The sequence below is a fragment of the Aquamicrobium defluvii genome (assembly GCF_004363725.1).
Classification (GTDB): Bacteria; Pseudomonadota; Alphaproteobacteria; order Rhizobiales; family Rhizobiaceae; genus Mesorhizobium; species Mesorhizobium defluvii.
In genome coordinates this window covers 37,066-52,895 of sequence record NZ_SNZF01000013.1, presented here as the reverse complement: position 1 = coordinate 52,895, position 15,830 = coordinate 37,066, and the positions used below count along the sequence as shown (strand labels likewise).

Annotated in this window: 19 protein-coding genes; 8 read left to right on the top strand and 11 right to left on the bottom strand. The window is 62.7% G+C overall.

Features of this window, described 5'->3' with window-relative positions:
- Positions 1-223: 223 nt before the first annotated feature.
- Both aqpZ and DES43_RS11550 read right to left on the bottom strand, forming a co-directional pair.
- Entirely contained in the window at positions 224-910 is a 687-nt protein-coding gene (aqpZ, locus tag DES43_RS11555) for an aquaporin Z (protein WP_035025547.1), read from the bottom strand.
- Positions 911-1,246: 336 nt separating this feature from the next.
- Positions 1,247-2,458 carry an NADP-dependent isocitrate dehydrogenase gene (locus DES43_RS11550; protein ID WP_035025545.1) on the bottom strand — a complete coding sequence of 404 codons (1,212 nt, stop codon included), beginning with the start codon at positions 2,456-2,458 and terminating at the stop codon, positions 1,247-1,249.
- A gap of 224 nt (positions 2,459-2,682) precedes the next feature.
- Between DES43_RS11550 and DES43_RS11545 the strand changes: the two genes are divergently transcribed.
- The 3 genes from DES43_RS11545 to DES43_RS11535 are packed head-to-tail and all read left to right on the top strand — an operon-like array spanning position 2,683 to position 4,575.
- A complete protein-coding gene (locus DES43_RS11545; RefSeq protein WP_051520495.1) occupies positions 2,683-3,543 on the top strand; it encodes an RNA methyltransferase in 861 nt (286 codons plus the stop codon).
- Entirely contained in the window at positions 3,536-4,336 is an 801-nt protein-coding gene (murI, locus tag DES43_RS11540) for a glutamate racemase (protein WP_035025544.1), read from the top strand. Before DES43_RS11545 ends, murI begins: the two co-directional genes overlap by 8 nt.
- 50 nt (positions 4,337-4,386) lie before the next feature.
- Positions 4,387-4,575: a DUF3008 family protein gene (locus DES43_RS11535; protein WP_035025697.1), complete on the top strand. Its 189-nt coding sequence runs from the start codon at positions 4,387-4,389 to the stop codon at positions 4,573-4,575.
- A gap of 42 nt (positions 4,576-4,617) precedes the next feature.
- Here the strand turns inward: DES43_RS11535 and DES43_RS11530 are convergent, their stop codons facing one another.
- Positions 4,618-5,523, bottom strand: coding sequence for an SDR family oxidoreductase (locus tag DES43_RS11530; protein ID WP_035025543.1), 906 nt, complete (start codon positions 5,521-5,523; stop codon positions 4,618-4,620).
- A gap of 130 nt (positions 5,524-5,653) precedes the next feature.
- Between DES43_RS11530 and DES43_RS11525 the strand changes: the two genes are divergently transcribed.
- From DES43_RS11525 to ttcA, 3 genes are all read left to right on the top strand, one after another.
- Positions 5,654-6,103, top strand: coding sequence for a winged helix-turn-helix transcriptional regulator (locus DES43_RS11525; protein WP_035025542.1), 450 nt, complete (start codon positions 5,654-5,656; stop codon positions 6,101-6,103).
- Between the two features lie 198 nt (positions 6,104-6,301).
- Positions 6,302-6,919: a 30S ribosomal protein S4 gene (rpsD, locus tag DES43_RS11520; protein ID WP_035025541.1), complete on the top strand. Its 618-nt coding sequence runs from the start codon at positions 6,302-6,304 to the stop codon at positions 6,917-6,919.
- Between the two features lie 255 nt (positions 6,920-7,174).
- Entirely contained in the window at positions 7,175-8,044 is an 870-nt protein-coding gene (ttcA, locus tag DES43_RS11515) for a tRNA 2-thiocytidine(32) synthetase TtcA (RefSeq protein ID WP_035025540.1), read from the top strand.
- Between the two features lie 7 nt (positions 8,045-8,051).
- On the opposite strand, the gene DES43_RS11510 is transcribed toward ttcA, so the two are convergent.
- Positions 8,052-9,251 (bottom strand): multidrug effflux MFS transporter, encoded by a 1,200-nt coding sequence (locus DES43_RS11510; RefSeq protein ID WP_035025695.1) that lies wholly within the window; start codon positions 9,249-9,251, stop codon positions 8,052-8,054.
- Here DES43_RS11510 and DES43_RS22690 point away from each other — a divergent pair.
- Positions 9,211-9,432 carry a hypothetical protein gene (locus tag DES43_RS22690; RefSeq protein ID WP_208110840.1) on the top strand — a complete coding sequence of 74 codons (222 nt, stop codon included), beginning with the start codon at positions 9,211-9,213 and terminating at the stop codon, positions 9,430-9,432. The two genes, DES43_RS11510 and DES43_RS22690, sit on opposite strands and share 41 nt — an antisense overlap.
- 17 nt (positions 9,433-9,449) lie before the next feature.
- On the opposite strand, the gene grxD is transcribed toward DES43_RS22690, so the two are convergent.
- Complete coding sequence (grxD, locus tag DES43_RS11505; RefSeq protein WP_035025539.1) at positions 9,450-9,785, bottom strand: Grx4 family monothiol glutaredoxin; 336 nt, start codon at positions 9,783-9,785, stop codon at positions 9,450-9,452.
- A gap of 139 nt (positions 9,786-9,924) precedes the next feature.
- Here grxD and DES43_RS11500 point away from each other — a divergent pair, with 139 nt between their 5' ends.
- Positions 9,925-10,725 (top strand): phosphodiester glycosidase family protein, encoded by an 801-nt coding sequence (locus tag DES43_RS11500; protein WP_035025538.1) that lies wholly within the window; start codon positions 9,925-9,927, stop codon positions 10,723-10,725.
- A 123-nt stretch (positions 10,726-10,848) separates the two neighbouring features.
- Here DES43_RS11500 and DES43_RS11490 read toward each other — a convergent pair whose 3' ends face one another.
- From DES43_RS11490 to purC, 6 genes are all read right to left on the bottom strand, one after another.
- On the bottom strand, positions 10,849-11,082 hold the full coding sequence (locus DES43_RS11490) for a BolA family protein (protein WP_035025537.1): 234 nt from the start codon (positions 11,080-11,082) through the stop codon (positions 10,849-10,851).
- 13 nt (positions 11,083-11,095) lie between these two features.
- Positions 11,096-13,318 (bottom strand): phosphoribosylformylglycinamidine synthase subunit PurL, encoded by a 2,223-nt coding sequence (gene purL, locus DES43_RS11485; protein ID WP_035025536.1) that lies wholly within the window; start codon positions 13,316-13,318, stop codon positions 11,096-11,098.
- 103 nt (positions 13,319-13,421) lie between these two features.
- On the bottom strand, positions 13,422-13,838 hold the full coding sequence (locus DES43_RS11480; protein ID WP_035025535.1) for a hypothetical protein: 417 nt from the start codon (positions 13,836-13,838) through the stop codon (positions 13,422-13,424).
- A gap of 69 nt (positions 13,839-13,907) precedes the next feature.
- A complete protein-coding gene (purQ, locus tag DES43_RS11475; protein ID WP_035025534.1) occupies positions 13,908-14,576 on the bottom strand; it encodes a phosphoribosylformylglycinamidine synthase subunit PurQ in 669 nt (222 codons plus the stop codon).
- Between the two features lies 1 nt (position 14,577).
- Positions 14,578-14,820: a phosphoribosylformylglycinamidine synthase subunit PurS gene (gene purS / locus DES43_RS11470; RefSeq protein WP_035025533.1), complete on the bottom strand. Its 243-nt coding sequence runs from the start codon at positions 14,818-14,820 to the stop codon at positions 14,578-14,580.
- Positions 14,821-14,847: 27 nt separating this feature from the next.
- Positions 14,848-15,642, bottom strand: coding sequence for a phosphoribosylaminoimidazolesuccinocarboxamide synthase (gene purC, locus DES43_RS11465; RefSeq protein ID WP_035025532.1), 795 nt, complete (start codon positions 15,640-15,642; stop codon positions 14,848-14,850).
- Positions 15,643-15,830 lie beyond the last annotated feature (188 nt).

Below are 15,830 nucleotides of genomic sequence, written 5' to 3'. Positions count from 1 at the left end.
CGTTATCCCGAAACCGGTTCCCACTTTCGGGCGACATGCTTTAGAGCGCCGTGCGTCCTTTCGGACGCACAAAGGATGCTCTAACATTTTGTTTGAGCATCGGAAAAATCCGAAAACCGAGTACACTTTTCGGTCCGATGCTTTAGTTCCGCTCTGTGTGTTTCGGGAGCTTCATAAAGGAAAGGCGGCCATTGGCCGCCTTTCCCAATTCATGGAAGCGCTTTTACTCGTCGGCGTAGATCGCCTTCCAGATAACGGCCCCGATTGCTGCCCCAACGATCGGGGCAACCCAGAACAGCCAGAGTTGGCCGAGTGCGCCGGTTTCCGCGAACAGGGCGACGCCTGTGGAACGCGCCGGATTGACCGAGGTGTTGGTGACGGGGATCGACACGAGGTGGATCAGCGTCAGCGTCAGGCCGATGGCGAGCGGGGCGAAGCCGGCAGAAGCCTTTGCCGAGGTCGTGGCAAGGATGATGAAGATGAAGAAAGCGGTGAACACCACTTCGATCAGCAGGCCGGCCAGCAGCGAATATTTTCCGGGCGACAGTTCGCCATAGCCGTTGGAGGCGAAACCGCCGGCGGAGAAGCCCGGCTGCCCGGAGGCGATCACATAGAGCACCGCGCCCGCGACGATGCCGCCGACCACCTGTGCGATGATATATCCAACCAGATCGCTGGCCGGCATACGCCCGCCGACGACCATGCCGACGGAAACCGCGGGGTTGAAATGGCCGCCTGAAAAGCGGCCAACGGCATAGGCCATGGTCACCACGGTGAGGCCGAATGCCAGCGCCACTCCCAGTAGACCGATGCCGACTTCAGGAAACGCGGCGGCAAGCACGGCCGAGCCGCATCCGCAAAAAACCAGCCAGAATGTGCCGAAGAATTCGGCCGCGAGTTTCTGAGGCATTGTCCCTCTCCTTGGGGTTGGGAGCATCGGCCGGAGGAAATTTCCGGTTCTACCCCGATGCTCGAACGAACACTGAAAAGCAAAGCTGTATGCGTCGTCCCCCACAACACAACCCGACCGGGTAATAAACTACCGTGAGTCGTGCCGGGGAGAAAGCCGGGCGGGGCAGAAGCCGCGTAAGGCGCGGCAGTTTCCGCCAGCCGCAAACCGCAAGCTTGCAACGGAGCCGATTTCATGTCCCGGGAGGATCGGCAAAGAAAAAGGGGCGGTTCCCGTTTCCGGAAACCGCCCCTTTTTCTTTGCCGGCTTGCGAAGGCAAGCCGGAGGTCATTCGTGTCAGGCCATCGCCTTCTGGAGGTTCTCGTCGACCTTGTCGAGGAAGCCGGTGGTCGACAGCCACGGCTGGTCGGGGCCGATCAGCAGCGACAGGTCCTTGGTCATGAAGCCGCTCTCGACGGTCTGGATGCAGACGCGCTCCAGCGTCTCGGCGAAGCGCTTGAGGTCGGCGTTGTCGTCCAGCTTGGCGCGGTGCGCGAGACCGCGCGTCCATGCGAAGATGGAGGCGATGGAGTTGGTCGAGGTCTGCTCGCCCTTCTGGTGCTGGCGGTAGTGGCGGGTCACGGTGCCGTGGGCGGCTTCCGCTTCGACGGTCTTGCCGTCCGGCGTCATCAGCACCGAGGTCATCAGGCCGAGCGAGCCGAAGCCCTGCGCGACGGTGTCGGACTGGACGTCGCCATCATAGTTCTTGCAGGCCCACACATAGCCGCCGGACCACTTCAGCGAGGAGGCGACCATGTCGTCGATCAGGCGGTGCTCGTACCAGATCTTGCGCTCCTTGAACTGCGCCTCGAACTCCTTCTCGTAGACTTCCTGGAAGATGTCCTTGAAGCGGCCGTCATAGGCCTTGAGGATGGTGTTCTTGGTCGACAGGTAGACCGGATAGTTGCGCAGCAGGCCGTAATTCAGCGAGGCGCGGGCGAATTCGCGGATCGACTCGTCGAGGTTGTACATGGCCATGGCCACGCCCGAGCCGGGCGCGTCGAACACTTCATGCTCGATGGTCTGGCCGTCTTCGCCCACGAACTTGATGGTCAGCTTGCCCTTGCCGGGGAAGCGGAAGTCGGTTGCGCGGTACTGGTCGCCGAAGGCATGGCGGCCGACGACGATCGGCTGGGTCCAGCCGGGCACCAGGCGCGGCACGTTCTTCATGATGATCGGCTCGCGGAAGATAGTGCCGCCGAGGATGTTGCGGATCGTGCCGTTCGGCGACTTCCACATCTTCTTGAGCTTGAATTCCTCGACGCGCGCCTCGTCCGGCGTGATGGTGGCGCATTTCACGCCGACGCCGTGCTTCTTGATGGCGTTCGCGGCGTCGATGGTTACCTGATCGTCGGTGGCGTCGCGGTGCTCGATGCCGAGGTCGTAATATTCGAGATCGATGTCGAGATAGGGGTGAATCAGCTTGTCTTTGATGAACTGCCAGATGATGCGGGTCATCTCGTCGCCGTCGAGCTCGACGACCGGGTTCGCCACCTTGATCTTCGCCATGAAAACTGCCTCGTCTTGGAAAAGGGCCTTGCCGGAACGGCAGGGCGTTAAGGATGCGCCCCTATATCAAAGCAAGCGATGGGGCGCAAATCGTGCAGGGCTTTATCAGGAGTGCGCCGGTCTCGTCCTTTGGTCGGGTCGGTCGGCGTGAAATGCCTTCATTTTGCCGGGCGGATATGGCAGGGACGGCTACTGCCCTCCCTGCATTCAATCGCCGGACCTCCATGCCTTCAGCGAACGCCCCAGTCGAAGCAACGCCCCCCACGGGACCGGTGATCATTCTGGTCGAGCCGCAGCTCGGCGAGAACATCGGCATGGTGGCGCGTGCCATGGCCAACTTCGGGCTGACCGAGCTGCGGCTGGTCAATCCGCGTGACGGCTGGCCAAGCGAGAAGGCAAGGGCGGCGGCCAGCAAGGCCGACCATGTGATCGATGCCGTGCGCGTGTTCGGCGACCTGCCGTCTGCAATTGCCGATCTGAATTTCATCTTCGCCACCACGGCGCGCGAGCGCGATGGCTTCAAGCCGGTGCGCGGGCCGGTGGAGGCGGGCAGGGCGCTCAGGGCACGTTGTGAAGCGGGGCAGCGCACAGGCATCTTCTTCGGGCGCGAGCGCTTCGGTCTCAACAATGACGAGGTCGGCCTCGCCGACGAGATCGTGACCTTCCCGGTCGATCCGGGCTTTGCGTCCCTCAACATCGCGCAGGCGGTGCTGCTGATGTCCTATGAATGGATGAAGTCGGGCTTCGGGGACGAAACGCGGACCAATTTCCGCGGCCCCGACATGGAGCCGGCAACCAAGGAGGAACTGCTGGGCCTGTTCGACCATCTGGAAGAGGCGCTGGAAGCGCGCGGCTATTTCCGTCCGCCCGAGAAGAAGGCGAAGATGGTGGACAATCTGCGTTCCGTTCTGACGCGGGCCGGGTTTGCCGGTGCGGAACTGCGCGTGCTGCGTGGCGTCGTCACGTCTCTGGACCGCTTCACCCGCGGTTCGCCGCGCGGCGCGGCATACACCCGCCCGTCAGGTCTTGCCGCATCGCCTTCCCAACGATCCACAGGCGCGGCAGAGGAGCCAGACGGTGACTGAACAGCCGATCCTGATGTTCGATTCCGGTGTCGGCGGTCTTACCGTGCTGCGCGAGGCGCGGGTGCTGATGCCGGATCGCCGCTTCATCTACGTTGCCGACGATGCGGGGTTTCCGTACGGGGCATGGGAGGAACCGGCACTGCGGGCTCACATTCTGGAGCTTTTCGCCACGCTGCTTGAGCGCTACCGGCCCGAAATCTCGGTCATCGCCTGCAATACGGCTTCGACGCTGGTGATCGACGATCTGCGCCGGCGCTTTCCCGGGCATCCCTTCGTGGGCACCGTTCCGGCGATCAAGCCCGCTGCCGAACGCACCCGGTCCGGGCTCGTTTCGGTGCTGGCGACACCCGGAACGGTGAAGCGGCAATATACGCGCGACCTTATCCATCAGTGGGCGAGCAAATGCCATGTGCGGCTCGTGGGCTCGGAGCGGCTGGCATCGCTTGCCGAAGTCTACATGCGCGACGGCTTCGTCGACGAGGAGCAGGTAAAGGCGGAAATTACGCCCTGTTTCGTGGAGCAGGACGGAAAGCGCACCGACATTGTCGTGCTCGCCTGCACGCATTACCCGTTTCTGGCGAACCGCATGCGCAAGACTGCGCCCTGGCCGGTGGACTGGCTCGATCCGGCCGAAGCCATCGCCCGGCGCGCGCTGTCCTTGCTGGGGAGCAACGCGCGCCCTCAGCAGGACGCAACCGACGCGGAGCCCGATATGGCCGTGTTCACTTCCGGCAATCCGGATTTCGCCACACGGCGCCTGATGCAGGGGTTCGGCCTGACGATTCCGATGTGATGGAACATGCACAGAAGGCGGGCGTTTTATCTTGGAAGGAGAACGCCGTCATGCCAGCAAGATCCAAAGCCCAGCAGAAGGCCGCAGGGGCGGCCCTCTCCGCCAAACGCGGTGAAACGCCCAAGAGCAAGCTCAGGGGCGCTTCAAGGGAAATGTACGAGTCTATGAGCGAAAAAGAGCTCGAGGAATTCGCCGAGACCAGGCACAAGGGTTTACCTGAGCACAAGCAAGGCGGGTGAGGGCAAAAAACGCCCCCACCCTGAAAGGTCAGGCGGGAAAAGTCAGCCGGCCTGCGTCAGCACCGGGACGGCGTTGCCAGCGAACCAGTCTTCGAAAGACTGCGGATCGCGACCGGTCAGCGCCTTGAAATCTGCCGGAGAGCCGGCAAGGTTACCGGCAGCGGCGGCCGCATCGAAGGAAGCGAACACGCGGGCTACGGGCCCGGGTAGTCCGGCTCCGATCATCCCCTGAACCAGCCCCTCGACCGGAACCTGCACGACTTCAAGCGGCTTGCCGGTCGCTTTGCGCGCAAGTTCTGCAACCTCGTCGACCGTCCACGGCTTCGCGCCATAGAGGCTGAGCGTGCGTTTGCCGGAAAAATCCGACACGAGCGCAGTCGCCGCAGCAAGGCCAAGATCGTCGCGGGTGATGTAGGAGGTGCCGCCCTTGCCAGATGCGGTGAACCATTTGCCGGTCTCCAGTGCATGGGGAAGCGCGTGGAGGACGTTTTCGCAGTACCAGCTGTTGCGCAGCAGGGTGTGGCCTTCGATGCCGCTTGCCTTTATGGCGGCTTCCGTGCCGGCATGATCGGGCGCGAACGACACCAGCGAGGTCTCTGCATCGGGCAGGGACGTGTAGACGATGCGCGATACACCCGCCTTGTCCGCAGCCTCGATTGCGGCCTTGTGCTGGCGCAGGCGCTTGCCGGGCTCGTCGAGCGCGTCGGTGCTGATGAGCAGGAGGCGCCTGATGCCCGCGAACGCATCGTCAAGCCCGGACGGGTCGTCGTAATCCGCCTTGCGGACGGTAACGCCGCGCGCCGCCCAGTCGCCGAGGTCCTGCGGCTTGCGGCTGGTGGCGACGATGCGGCCGGCCGGCACGTTCAGCGTCTCGATGAGGTGGGTGAGCACGGCTTTTCCGAGGTGGCCGGAAGCGCCGGTAACAAGAAGGTCTGCGGTCTGGGTCATGTTCTCTCCTGATGCCCTGCTATTTGGGAACATTGCATAATCTGGTTATTATAAGTAACTATGTAGCAGGGGGCGATGACCCTTGTAAGAACGCATGATTTCGTGCCCAGGTTACACGGAAGGAACCGCCATGAATGCCATTGTCGGAAAGGTTGCTTCAGGCACGCCCGAAAGCAAGACGCCCGCGCCGCTGCTGAATGCCTCTCCGGGCTTTGCAGAGGACGGCAATGGCAATTGCCCCATCCGTGATGTGCTGGACCGTGTTGGCGACACATGGAGCCTGCTTGTCATCATCAACCTCCAGCCGGCCCCGATGCGGTTCAACGCGTTGCGGCGGTCCATCGAGCGCATATCGCAACGCATGCTGACGGTGACCCTGCGTTCTCTCGAACGTGACGGGCTGGTCAGTCGCACTGTGAGACCCACCACTCCGCCGGAAGTGGAATACGCGCTTACCGCACTTGGCCGTTCCATCGCCGTTCCCATCGGTGCGCTGGGAGACTGGGCCGCGCAGAACCGCGACCGGTTGCGGGAGGCGCGGGCGGCCTTCGATGCCGCTGCAAACGGCACGGGCGCTTGACAGCGCAGGCCGATCCCTCTAGTGGGAACCGCGAAGCACCGGGCCGCAAGCCCGGTTGTTTCGTTTGACGTGTCCCGTGGATAGTCCGTCGCTTGGCGCGGACAATCCTGTCAGGTCTCGAAAAAGGAGGCCAGAGGAGGGCGCGTTTCCTTCCCCGCGGCCATGGGGCCGAGGGTATTTTGTTTGAAAGGGAATGCGATGAGCAAGCGCGAATCCGCAAAGTACAAGATCGACCGCCGTCTTGGCGAAAACATCTGGGGCCGCCCGAAGTCCCCGGTCAACCGTCGTGAATATGGTCCGGGCCAGCATGGCCAGCGCCGCAAGGGCAAGCTGTCCGACTTCGGCCTCCAGCTCCGCGCCAAGCAGAAGCTGAAGGGTCACTACGGCGACATTTCCGAAAAGCAGTTCCGCAAGACCTATGAGGAAGCCAATCGCCGCAAGGGCGATACCTCCGAGACCCTGATCGGTCTGCTGGAATCGCGCCTCGACGCCATCGTCTACCGCGCCAAGTTCGTTCCGACGATCTTCGCCGCTCGCCAGTTCGTCAATCACGGCCACGTCAACGTCAATGGCCGCCGCGTGAACATCGGTTCCTACCGCTGCAAGCCGGGTGACGTTATCGAGGTGCGCGAGAAGTCGAAGCAGCTCACCATCGTTCTGGAAGCTGTTGGCCTCGCCGAGCGCGACGTGCCGGATTACATCGAAGCCGACCACAACAAGATGGTCGCCACCTATGCTCGCGTGCCGAACCTGTCGGACGTGCCTTACGCCGTCCAGATGGAGCCGAACCTGGTGGTCGAGTTCTACTCGCGCTGATCGGACCGGGATACGGTATTGGAAAGGCCGCCTTCGAGGCGGCCTTTTCTTTTGCCCCTCTTGTCAGGAGGAGCGATAAAAACCTGTTTCCACTTGTCCGCCCGATGTTCTATTGCGGGCGTCTGTCAGTGCATTTTGCAGTCGGACGGAATCGTCTGACATCGCATAAATGCGGCCAGTAAAAGAAGCCGGAGCAGGGGAGGCAGCATTCGCTGGAACGCCCGCTGTTCCAGAAAGATTGAAGGCACGCTCGTCATGCATATGCCGTTGCTCACCGAGGATACCGCACCGCAGGCCGACAGTGGCTGTCATCCCATGTTCGCATCGGTGCCGTCTTCCGTTGAGTTCAACAAGCTGCGCAAGCGCCTTCTGCGGCAGACAAGGCAGGCGATCGAGGATTTCGCCATGGTCAGGCCGGGCGAGCGGTGGCTGGTGGCGCTTTCCGGCGGCAAGGATTCCTACGGGCTTCTGGCCCTGCTGCTCGATCTGAAATGGCGCGGGCTTCTGCCTGTGGACCTGATCGCCTGCAATCTCGACCAGGGCCAGCCGAATTTCCCCAAGCATATCCTGCCGGATTATCTCAACGCCAACGGCATTTCCCATCGCATCGAGTATCAGGATACCTATTCGATCGTCACCGACAAGCTGCCGGAATCGAGCACCTACTGCTCGTTATGCTCGCGTCTGCGGCGCGGCCATCTTTATCGTGTCGCGCGGGAGGAGGGGTGCTCGGCGCTGGTTCTGGGCCACCACCGCGAGGACATCCTCGAGACCTTCTTCATGAACCTGTTCCATGGCGGTCGCCTTGCGGCCATGCCGCCCAAGCTGCTCAACGACGAAGGCGATGTGATGGTGCTGCGGCCGCTGAGCTTCTGCGCCGAAGCGGATCTGGCGAAATTCGCCGCCGCCATGCGTTTTCCCATCATCCCCTGCGACCTGTGCGGCAGTCAGGACGGGCTCCAGCGCAACCTGATGAAGGCGATGCTCGACGATATCGAAAGGAAGATGCCGGGCCGCAAGGATACGATGATCCGTGCGCTGGCCAATGTGCGCCCCTCGCATTTGCTCGACCGGAAGCTGTTCGACTTTGCGGGGCTGAAGCTCGGTGGTACAGCCCCGCATTGACGGAATATCAGACCGGCTTGTGGTGAGCCTGGAACAGCTTGCCGCGCTCCGCAATCAGAACGAACGCCATTCCGATCACCGAAACGCTGAGGAAGCCCAGCGCCAGCGGTGTCGTGGTTCCGTCGAATGCCTGTCCGATCAATGCGCCGATCGTGCCGCCGCCCGCCGTTCCCATGAAACCGAGAACGGAGGATGCGGTGCCGGCTACGTGGCCGAGCGGCTCCATGGCCAGCGAGTTGAAATTCGAACCGATGAGGCCGAACTGGAACATCGCCAGCGCAAACAGGGTCAGGAACAGCGGGAAGGCGATCGTGCCGAACAGCGATAGGACGAACCAGATGGCGCTGACAGCGGTAAAGCCGATCAGTGCCGCATGGGACAGGCGACGCATTCCGAAGCGCCCTACAAGCCGCGAATTCAGATAGGACGACAGGGCCATGAAGGCCGCCACGGCGGCAAACACCACAGGGAACATCGTGCCGAGATCGTAGATTCCTACATAGACCTGCTGGGCGGAATTGATGAAGCCGAACAGGGAGCCGAAGATAAAGGTGCTGGCAAGCGTGTAGCACAGCGCAACGCGGTTCGTGAGCACCACGCGGAAAGCCTGAAAGATCGAACGCAGGTTGAAGGGGCGCTGGTCCGCGGGGTCCAGCGTTTCGGGCAGGCGCATTGCCATCCATATGGTGACGACGATGCCCGCCAGGCCCATGAACACGAAGATCATGTGCCATTCGGCGAACAGCATGATGATCTGGCCGGTGCCCGGCGCGATCACCGGCACGATCATGAAGACCATCATCACCAGAGACATGACCTCGGCCATCTGGCGGCCGCCGAACACGTCGCGGATGATGGAGACGGTGATGACGCGCGTCGCCGCCGAGCCGATGCCGTGTAGAAACCGCATCAGGAGCAGGCTGGTGAAAGTTGGCGCAATCGCGCCGGCAAAGGCCGCCACGATGTAGATGCCAAGCCCCACAAGCATCGGTGTGCGTCTGCCGAACCGGTCCGCGAGCGGCCCATAAGCCAGCTGCGCCACGGCGAAGCCGAGCAGATAGGCGGATATGACGTACTGCCGGTGGTTTTCGCTTTCGACACCGAGGGTCGCGCCGATTTCCTGAAGCCCCGGAAGCATGATGTCGATGGCCAGCGCATTGAGCGCCATGAGCATCGCCATCATGGCGATGAACTCCATTTTGCCCATGCCGAGCAGCCGGGGCGGATCCGTTTTGGCGGTCGCGTCCATAGAAAAAACCTTCAAATCTGTCAGGCGCTTCCTGGCTTGGGAGCGAGCGAAAACTCACCCGGAAACGCATAATTCCAAAGAGCAGCAAAGGCGCCGGGAGCACCAGCGCCTTTGTCCAGAATATGCGGCGCTGCCGTGACAGCGCGAAAAATCAGATCAGGCCGCGCCTTTGACCTTGATGCCCTTCTCGTTGAAGAAGGATTGCAATTCACCGGCCTGGAACATCTCGCGCACGATGTCGCAGCCTCCCACGAACTCGCCCTTGACGTAGAGCTGGGGAATGGTCGGCCAGTTGGAGTAATCCTTGATGCCCTGGCGCAATTCGCTGGAGTCGAGCACGTTGATGCCCTTGTAGTCCACGCCGACATAGTCGAGAATCTGCACGACCTGTCCGGAGAAACCGCACTGCGGGAACCCCGGCGTGCCCTTCATGAACAGGACGACGTCGTTGTTCTTGACTTCGCTGTCGATGTAATCGTTGATTCCGCTCATGGCCAATCCTTTCAGGCCTGCAGGAAATCAGGCCACAAATTCACCAATCAAATAGCCCCGAGTGCGCTTCGAAACAAGTCCGCTATAGCCAGGGTGTCCGGCGCAGCGCATGTCTGCTGTCAGATTTCGTCATGAACGCATGAGAATAGTGTCGCTTTTCCTGTTTGCCGCCGTGCTGATCGTCGCCGGATTTGCCGCGACCTGGTGGATGCGCCCGGTAACGCCCCCGCAGGCGCCGCAATCCCTTGCCGTGCCTTTGCCTGAACCCTGCCGCGATGTGGCTTTCGAGGGCAGGACGCATATCGTGTGCGAGCTCGATCCCGCCGCCCATGACATCCGCATCGTGCACGAGGATGTGAACGGCAAGCCGTTCGGCTCCCTCCTTGCGTTCGATGCTGAAATGGCAGGGCAGGGAAACACGCCCCTGCTGTCCATGAACGCCGGCATGTATCACAAGGACCTGTCGCCCGTCGGGATCCTTGTCGACGATGGGCGCGAGAAGACACCGCTCAATCTTGACGATGGCGAGGGCAATTTCTTCATGAAGCCGAATGGCGTCTTCATGGTCGGCCGGGATGGGCGCGCGGCCGTGATGGAATCTTCGGTTTATGCGCAAACCCTGCCGGATACGCTTTATGCCACGCAATCCGGCCCCATGCTCGTCATCGACGGCAAGATACATCCGCGCTTCGAGCCTGACGGAACGTCGCGTTACATCCGCAACGGAGTCGGCATCGACATGCAAGGCCGCGTCGTTGTCGCCATATCGCGCAAGCCCGTAAGCCTTGGGAGCTTCGCCCGCCTCTTCCGCGATGAACTGGGGTGCCGCAACGCGCTTTTTCTGGATGGCGCCATATCGACGCTGACCAGCGCCGGCAAGGTCGTCATCGGCGGCAAGCATCCAGCCGGCCCCATCCTGACGGTCCTTGAGAAAAGGTAGGGCATCGGACCGGAAAGTAGAATCCGGTTTTCGGTGATTCCGATGCTCTATCGATAATTCAGATCGTCCTTTGTGCATCCGGATGGACGCACGGCGATCCGGCCCGCAGCCGCCCGTCCGGCGTCAATCCGGCGCGCTGGTCTGGAGCGCGAGCGCGTGCAGCGCGCCGCCCATATTGCCTTTAAGGGCATCGTAGACCATCTGGTGCTGCTGAACGCGGCTCTTGCCACGGAAGCTCTCGGCGACCACTTCGGCTGCATAATGGTCGCCATCGCCGGCAAGGTCGCGGATCGTGACCTGAGCGTCAGGAATTCCTTCCTTGATCAGCCTCTCGATCTCGCGTGCATCCATTGCCATGTCGTTTTCCCTGTCAGGTACCCATGAAGCGCGGGAACCACGATTCGTGCGTGGTCACCAGTTTCTCAACCGATATGGCATGGGCCTGCCCAAGTTTCAATTCGGCCCCGCCTGTGGTGCCGATGAGGGCTGCGGCGACGCCAAGCTTCTGCTGTTCGGCACGCAGGGCTTCCCATTCGGCGCTGTCCGGCCGGATCGACAGGGTCAGCAGATAGCGGCCCTGATCCTCGCCGAAGAAAGCCGGGATCGGGTCTGCGGAAGGGGTGTCGATGGCAGCACCGATGCCGGATGCCATCGCCATTTCGGCCAGCCCCACGGCGAGGCCGCCATCGGAAAGGTCGTGGCAGGCGGTGACGATGCCCGAGACGATCAGGGCGCGCACATGGTCGCCGACGCGCTTTTCATGGGCGAGATCCACCGGCGGGGGCGGACCGTCCGTGCGGCCATGCACGTCGCGCAGGTAGATCGATTGCCCCAGATGCGTACCCCAGTTCTGCGCCGCGCCGACAAGCAGGATCGGCTCTCCTTCGGCGGCGAAGCCGATGCGGACCATCTTGCGCCAGTCGCCGAGCAGGCCGACGCCGCCGATGGTGGGGGTCGGCAGGATGCCTTGCCCGTTGGTCTCGTTGTAGAGCGAGACATTGCCGGAAACGATCGGGAAGTTGAGCTCGCGGCAGGCTTCGCCGATGCCTTTGATGGCATGGACGAACTGGCCCATGATCTCGGGCCGCTCGGGATTGCCGAAATTGAGGTTGTCGGTCGCGGCCAGCGGCAGCGCGCCGGTCGCGGTCAGGTTGCGCCAGCATTCGGCCACGGCCTGCTTGCCGCCTTCATACGGATCGGCCTCGCAATAGCGCGGCGTCACGTCGGAGGAGAAGGCGAGCGCCTTGCTTTCATGGCCATCGATGCGCACCACGCCCGCATCGCCACCCGGCCGTTGCAACGAATTGCCCTGGATCATGGTGTCGTACTGCTCCCACACCCAGCGGCGCGACGACAGATCGGGCCCGCCAAGCATCGTGAGCAGCGAATCGGCAATGTCAGCCTGCGGAACATCGCTTTCGGCGAGCGCGGCGGGCTTTGCGGGCTCCACCCACGGACGGTCGTACTCGGGCGCCTGATCCCCAAGCTCCTTGATCGGGAGGTTGGCGACCTCGTCGCCCTGATGAAGAATGCGGAAGCGCAGGTCGTCCGTGGTCTTGCCGACGATGGCGAAGTCGAGGCCCCATTTGGTGAAGATCGCCTCGGCTTGCCTTTCCTTTTCGGGCCGCAGCACCATAAGCATGCGCTCCTGGCTCTCCGAAAGCATCATCTCGTAGGCCGACATGTGCTCCTCGCGCACCGGAACCTTGTCGAGGTCGAGTTCGATGCCGAGATCGCCCTTGGCGCCCATCTCGACGGCGGAGCAGGTGAGGCCGGCGGCCCCCATGTCCTGAATGGCGATGACCGCGCCGGACGCCATCAGCTCAAGGCAGGCTTCCAGCAGGCACTTTTCGGTGAAGGGGTCGCCTACCTGCACGGTGGGGCGCTTTTCCTCGATGGAATCGTCGAACTCGGCCGATGCCATGGTTGCGCCGCCGACGCCGTCGCGGCCTGTCTTGGCGCCGAGATAGACGACCGGCAGGCCGACGCCCTTCGCCTCCGAGAGGAAGATGCCGTCGGTCTTCGCGAGGCCGGCTGCGAAGGCGTTGACGAGGATGTTGCCGTTGTAGCGGGCGTCGAAATTCACCTCGCCGCCAACGGTCGGCACGCCGAAGGAGTTGCCGTAGCCCCCGACACCGGAAACCACGCCGGCCACCAGATGCCGTGTCTTGGGATGGTCGGGCTCGCCGAAGCGCAGCGCGTTCATGGCAGCGATGGGCCGCGCGCCCATGGTGAACACGTCGCGCAGGATGCCGCCGACGCCGGTCGCTGCACCCTGATAGGGCTCGATATAGGAGGGGTGGTTGTGGCTTTCCATCTTGAAGACCACGCAATCGCCGTCGCCGATGTCGACCACGCCCGCATTCTCGCCCGGACCCTGAATGACGACATCGCCCTTGGTCGGCAGCGTGCGCAGCCACTTCTTCGAGGATTTGTAGGAACAATGCTCGTTCCACATGGCCGAGAAGATGCCAAGTTCGGTAAAGGTCGGCTCGCGCCCGATAAGGTCGAGGATGCGCTGATATTCGTCCGGCTTCAGCCCATGGGCGGCAATCAGTTCCGGGGTGATCGGGCGGGTGTTCGAAATGGTCATCGTTCCCTGGCTCGGCTATCGGGCTGCGATCTCCGGCGAACCGGGATCATGGCGGCAGTTTTGTGTTGGCACCGGATCGGGTCAGGTGCGGCGGTAAATCCAGTCAGGCTGCTGACGAGCAGGACGGATTGCCGCCCTGCCAGCGGGTGATGTCCGCGCTGATGCGCGAACCCAGCGCCTCGCCCATCAGCGGGCCGAAAACGTCCACGCGGCTCGAATTGCCGGTTGCCTGCACCACCAGCAGCGGCTTGCCGCCATAGTGCCTGGCGGGAACCAGCAGGAAGCGCGGAGTGCCGCCGAAATTGTTCAGCTCGTTGGCCATCTGGTAGGGGCGGAAAGCGGGGTCCTTGCTGGCGATCCAGCATTTGTGCGCGGCGCTCGCCACCTGTTCCATCGTGCGCAGCGCGGCGCTCTTGCCGGTGGGCTGGGTCGGAGCCCTGGAGGCGGACTGGCAGGAAACGAGGGCGAGCAAGGTTGTCGCGAGAACCGCAAAGCTGACGATCTTGGAGGTAGCTGTCATTCGCCCGCCCGTCTCGAAGCTGCAAACCGTGTCAGTCTTTTCCTCGCCGGTCAGGGCGAGCTGGCCTCGTCATGCGGCTATGCCAAGCGCACTTTCGAACAGGGCGCGCCCGTCGGTGCCGCCATGGGCCGCCTCGATGAGGTTTTCCGGGTGAGGCATCATGCCGAGCACATTGCCCTTGTCGTTGACGATTCCGGCGATGTCGTTGATCGAGCCGTTGGGATTGGTGCCCTCGGCATAGCGGAACACGACCTGGCCGTTGCCTTCCAGCCGGGCCAGCGTCTCTGCATCGGCAAAATAGTTGCCGTCGTGATGCGCGACCGGGCAGCGGATGATCTGGCCGGGCCGATAGTTACGGGTGAAGGCGGTGTTGGCGTTGGCCACCTCGAGCTTCACCTCGCGGCAGACGAACTTCAGCGAGGTGTTGCGCATCAGCGCTCCCGGCAGCAGGCCGGCCTCGACGAGGATCTGGAAGCCGTTGCACACGCCGATGACCATCACGCCCTGCGCGGCCTTCTCGGCCACGGCGCGAAGGGCGGGCATGCGCGCCGCGATCGCACCGCAGCGCAGATAGTCGCCATAGGAGAAGCCGCCGGGGATGACGATGAGATCGACATCGGGGATAGCCGTGTCGGTTTCCCACACGGTCGCCGGCGGCTGGCCGGAAATCCTGGTCAGCGCCGCGATCATGTCGCGGTCGCGGTTGAGGCCGGGGAGGAGGACGACGGCTGACTTCACCTCAGGCGATCTCCACCGCGTAGTTCTCGATCACCGTATTGGCGAGCAGCTTTTCGCACATGGCCTTGAGGTCGGCTTCCGCTCTGGCCTTGTCGCTGTGGCCGAGCTCCACATCGAACACCTTGCCCTGGCGCACCTGGCCGACGCCGTCGAAGCCGAGCCCGCCGAGCGCATGTTCGATGGCCTTGCCCTGCGGGTCGAGCACGCCGTTCTTGAGAGTTACGATAACGCGGGCCTTGATCACGGCTTCAGTCGCTCCTGTCGGAAAAGATCAATGCGGCTTGGAGCCCTTGGGCAGGCCGGAGGCGACCAGCACCGGCCCCGTGGGGCGGGGCGGCTCGTTTTCGTTCATGATGCCGAGCCGGCGCGCCACTTCCTGATAAGCCTCGACCAGCCCGCCCATGTCGCGGCGGAAACGATCCTTGTCGAGCTTGTCCTGGGTGGCGACGTCCCACAGGCGGCAGGAGTCCGGCGAAATCTCGTCGGCGACGACGATGCGCATCATGTCGCCTTCGAACAGGCGGCCGCACTCCATCTTGAAGTCGACGAGCTGGATACCGACGCCGAGGAACAGGCCGGAGAGGAAGTCGTTGACGCGGATGGCCAGCGCCATGATGTCGTCGATTTCCTGCGGGCTCGCCCAGCCGAAAGCGGTGATGTGCTCTTCCGACACCATCGGGTCGTCCAGCGCATCGGCCTTGTAGTAGAATTCGATGATCGAGCGCGGCAGCACGGTGCCTTCCTCGATGCCGAGGCGCTTGGCCAGCGAGCCGGCGGCAACGTTGCGCACCACCACCTCAAGGGGGATGATCTCCACTTCCTTGATGAGCTGCTCGCGCATGTTCAGGCGGCGGATGAAATGGGTAGGGATGCCCATGCGATTGAGATGGGTGAAGATGTGCTCGGAAATGCGGTTGTTGAGCACGCCCTTGCCGTCCACCACCTCGTGCTTCTTGGCGTTGAAGGCGGTGGCGTCATCCTTGAAGAACTGGATCAGCGTGCCAGGCTCCGGTCCTTCATAGAGGATCTTGGCCTTGCCTTCGTAGATGCGGCGGCGTGACTTCATATCGGTGTTTTCTCTGGCTCGAAGGACGGGCCACGGTGACCGTCCCTTTCAGGCCGCTTGTCGCGGCAACCATGGGCTCAGCCGGGTCTCTAGCGCAAACGAACCATTTCCTCAATTGGAATCGCGGTCATGCACCGCTTTAGATACGCGATGCCGCAGGCCGATGCGGCATCGCGACCTGCAACAAC

Bases quoted from the DNA above. Each gene is read 5' to 3' on its own strand.
- DES43_RS22690 (WP_208110840.1), top strand. From the start codon at position 9,211: ATGAGCATCGCCATCATGGCGATGAACTCCATTTTGCCCATGCCGAGC.
- purC (WP_035025532.1), bottom strand. From the start codon at position 15,642: ATGAAGTCACGCCGCCGCATCTACGAAGGCAAGGCCAAGATCCTCTAT.
- DES43_RS11535 (WP_035025697.1), top strand. From the start codon at position 4,387: ATGCCAGCAAGATCCAAAGCCCAGCAGAAGGCCGCAGGGGCGGCCCTC.
- DES43_RS11545 (WP_051520495.1), top strand. From the start codon at position 2,683: ATGCCTTCAGCGAACGCCCCAGTCGAAGCAACGCCCCCCACGGGACCG.
- aqpZ (WP_035025547.1), bottom strand. From the start codon at position 910: ATGCCTCAGAAACTCGCGGCCGAATTCTTCGGCACATTCTGGCTGGTT.
- rpsD (WP_035025541.1), top strand. From the start codon at position 6,302: ATGAGCAAGCGCGAATCCGCAAAGTACAAGATCGACCGCCGTCTTGGC.
- DES43_RS11530 (WP_035025543.1), bottom strand. From the start codon at position 5,523: ATGACCCAGACCGCAGACCTTCTTGTTACCGGCGCTTCCGGCCACCTC.
- DES43_RS11480 (WP_035025535.1), bottom strand. From the start codon at position 13,838: ATGACAGCTACCTCCAAGATCGTCAGCTTTGCGGTTCTCGCGACAACC.
- DES43_RS11500 (WP_035025538.1), top strand. From the start codon at position 9,925: ATGAGAATAGTGTCGCTTTTCCTGTTTGCCGCCGTGCTGATCGTCGCC.
- DES43_RS11490 (WP_035025537.1), bottom strand. From the start codon at position 11,082: ATGGCAATGGATGCACGCGAGATCGAGAGGCTGATCAAGGAAGGAATT.
- DES43_RS11510 (WP_035025695.1), bottom strand. From the start codon at position 9,251: ATGGGCAAAATGGAGTTCATCGCCATGATGGCGATGCTCATGGCGCTC.
- purL (WP_035025536.1), bottom strand. From the start codon at position 13,318: ATGACCATTTCGAACACCCGCCCGATCACCCCGGAACTGATTGCCGCC.
- grxD (WP_035025539.1), bottom strand. From the start codon at position 9,785: ATGAGCGGAATCAACGATTACATCGACAGCGAAGTCAAGAACAACGAC.
- ttcA (WP_035025540.1), top strand. From the start codon at position 7,175: ATGCATATGCCGTTGCTCACCGAGGATACCGCACCGCAGGCCGACAGT.
- DES43_RS11525 (WP_035025542.1), top strand. From the start codon at position 5,654: ATGAATGCCATTGTCGGAAAGGTTGCTTCAGGCACGCCCGAAAGCAAG.
- DES43_RS11550 (WP_035025545.1), bottom strand. From the start codon at position 2,458: ATGGCGAAGATCAAGGTGGCGAACCCGGTCGTCGAGCTCGACGGCGAC.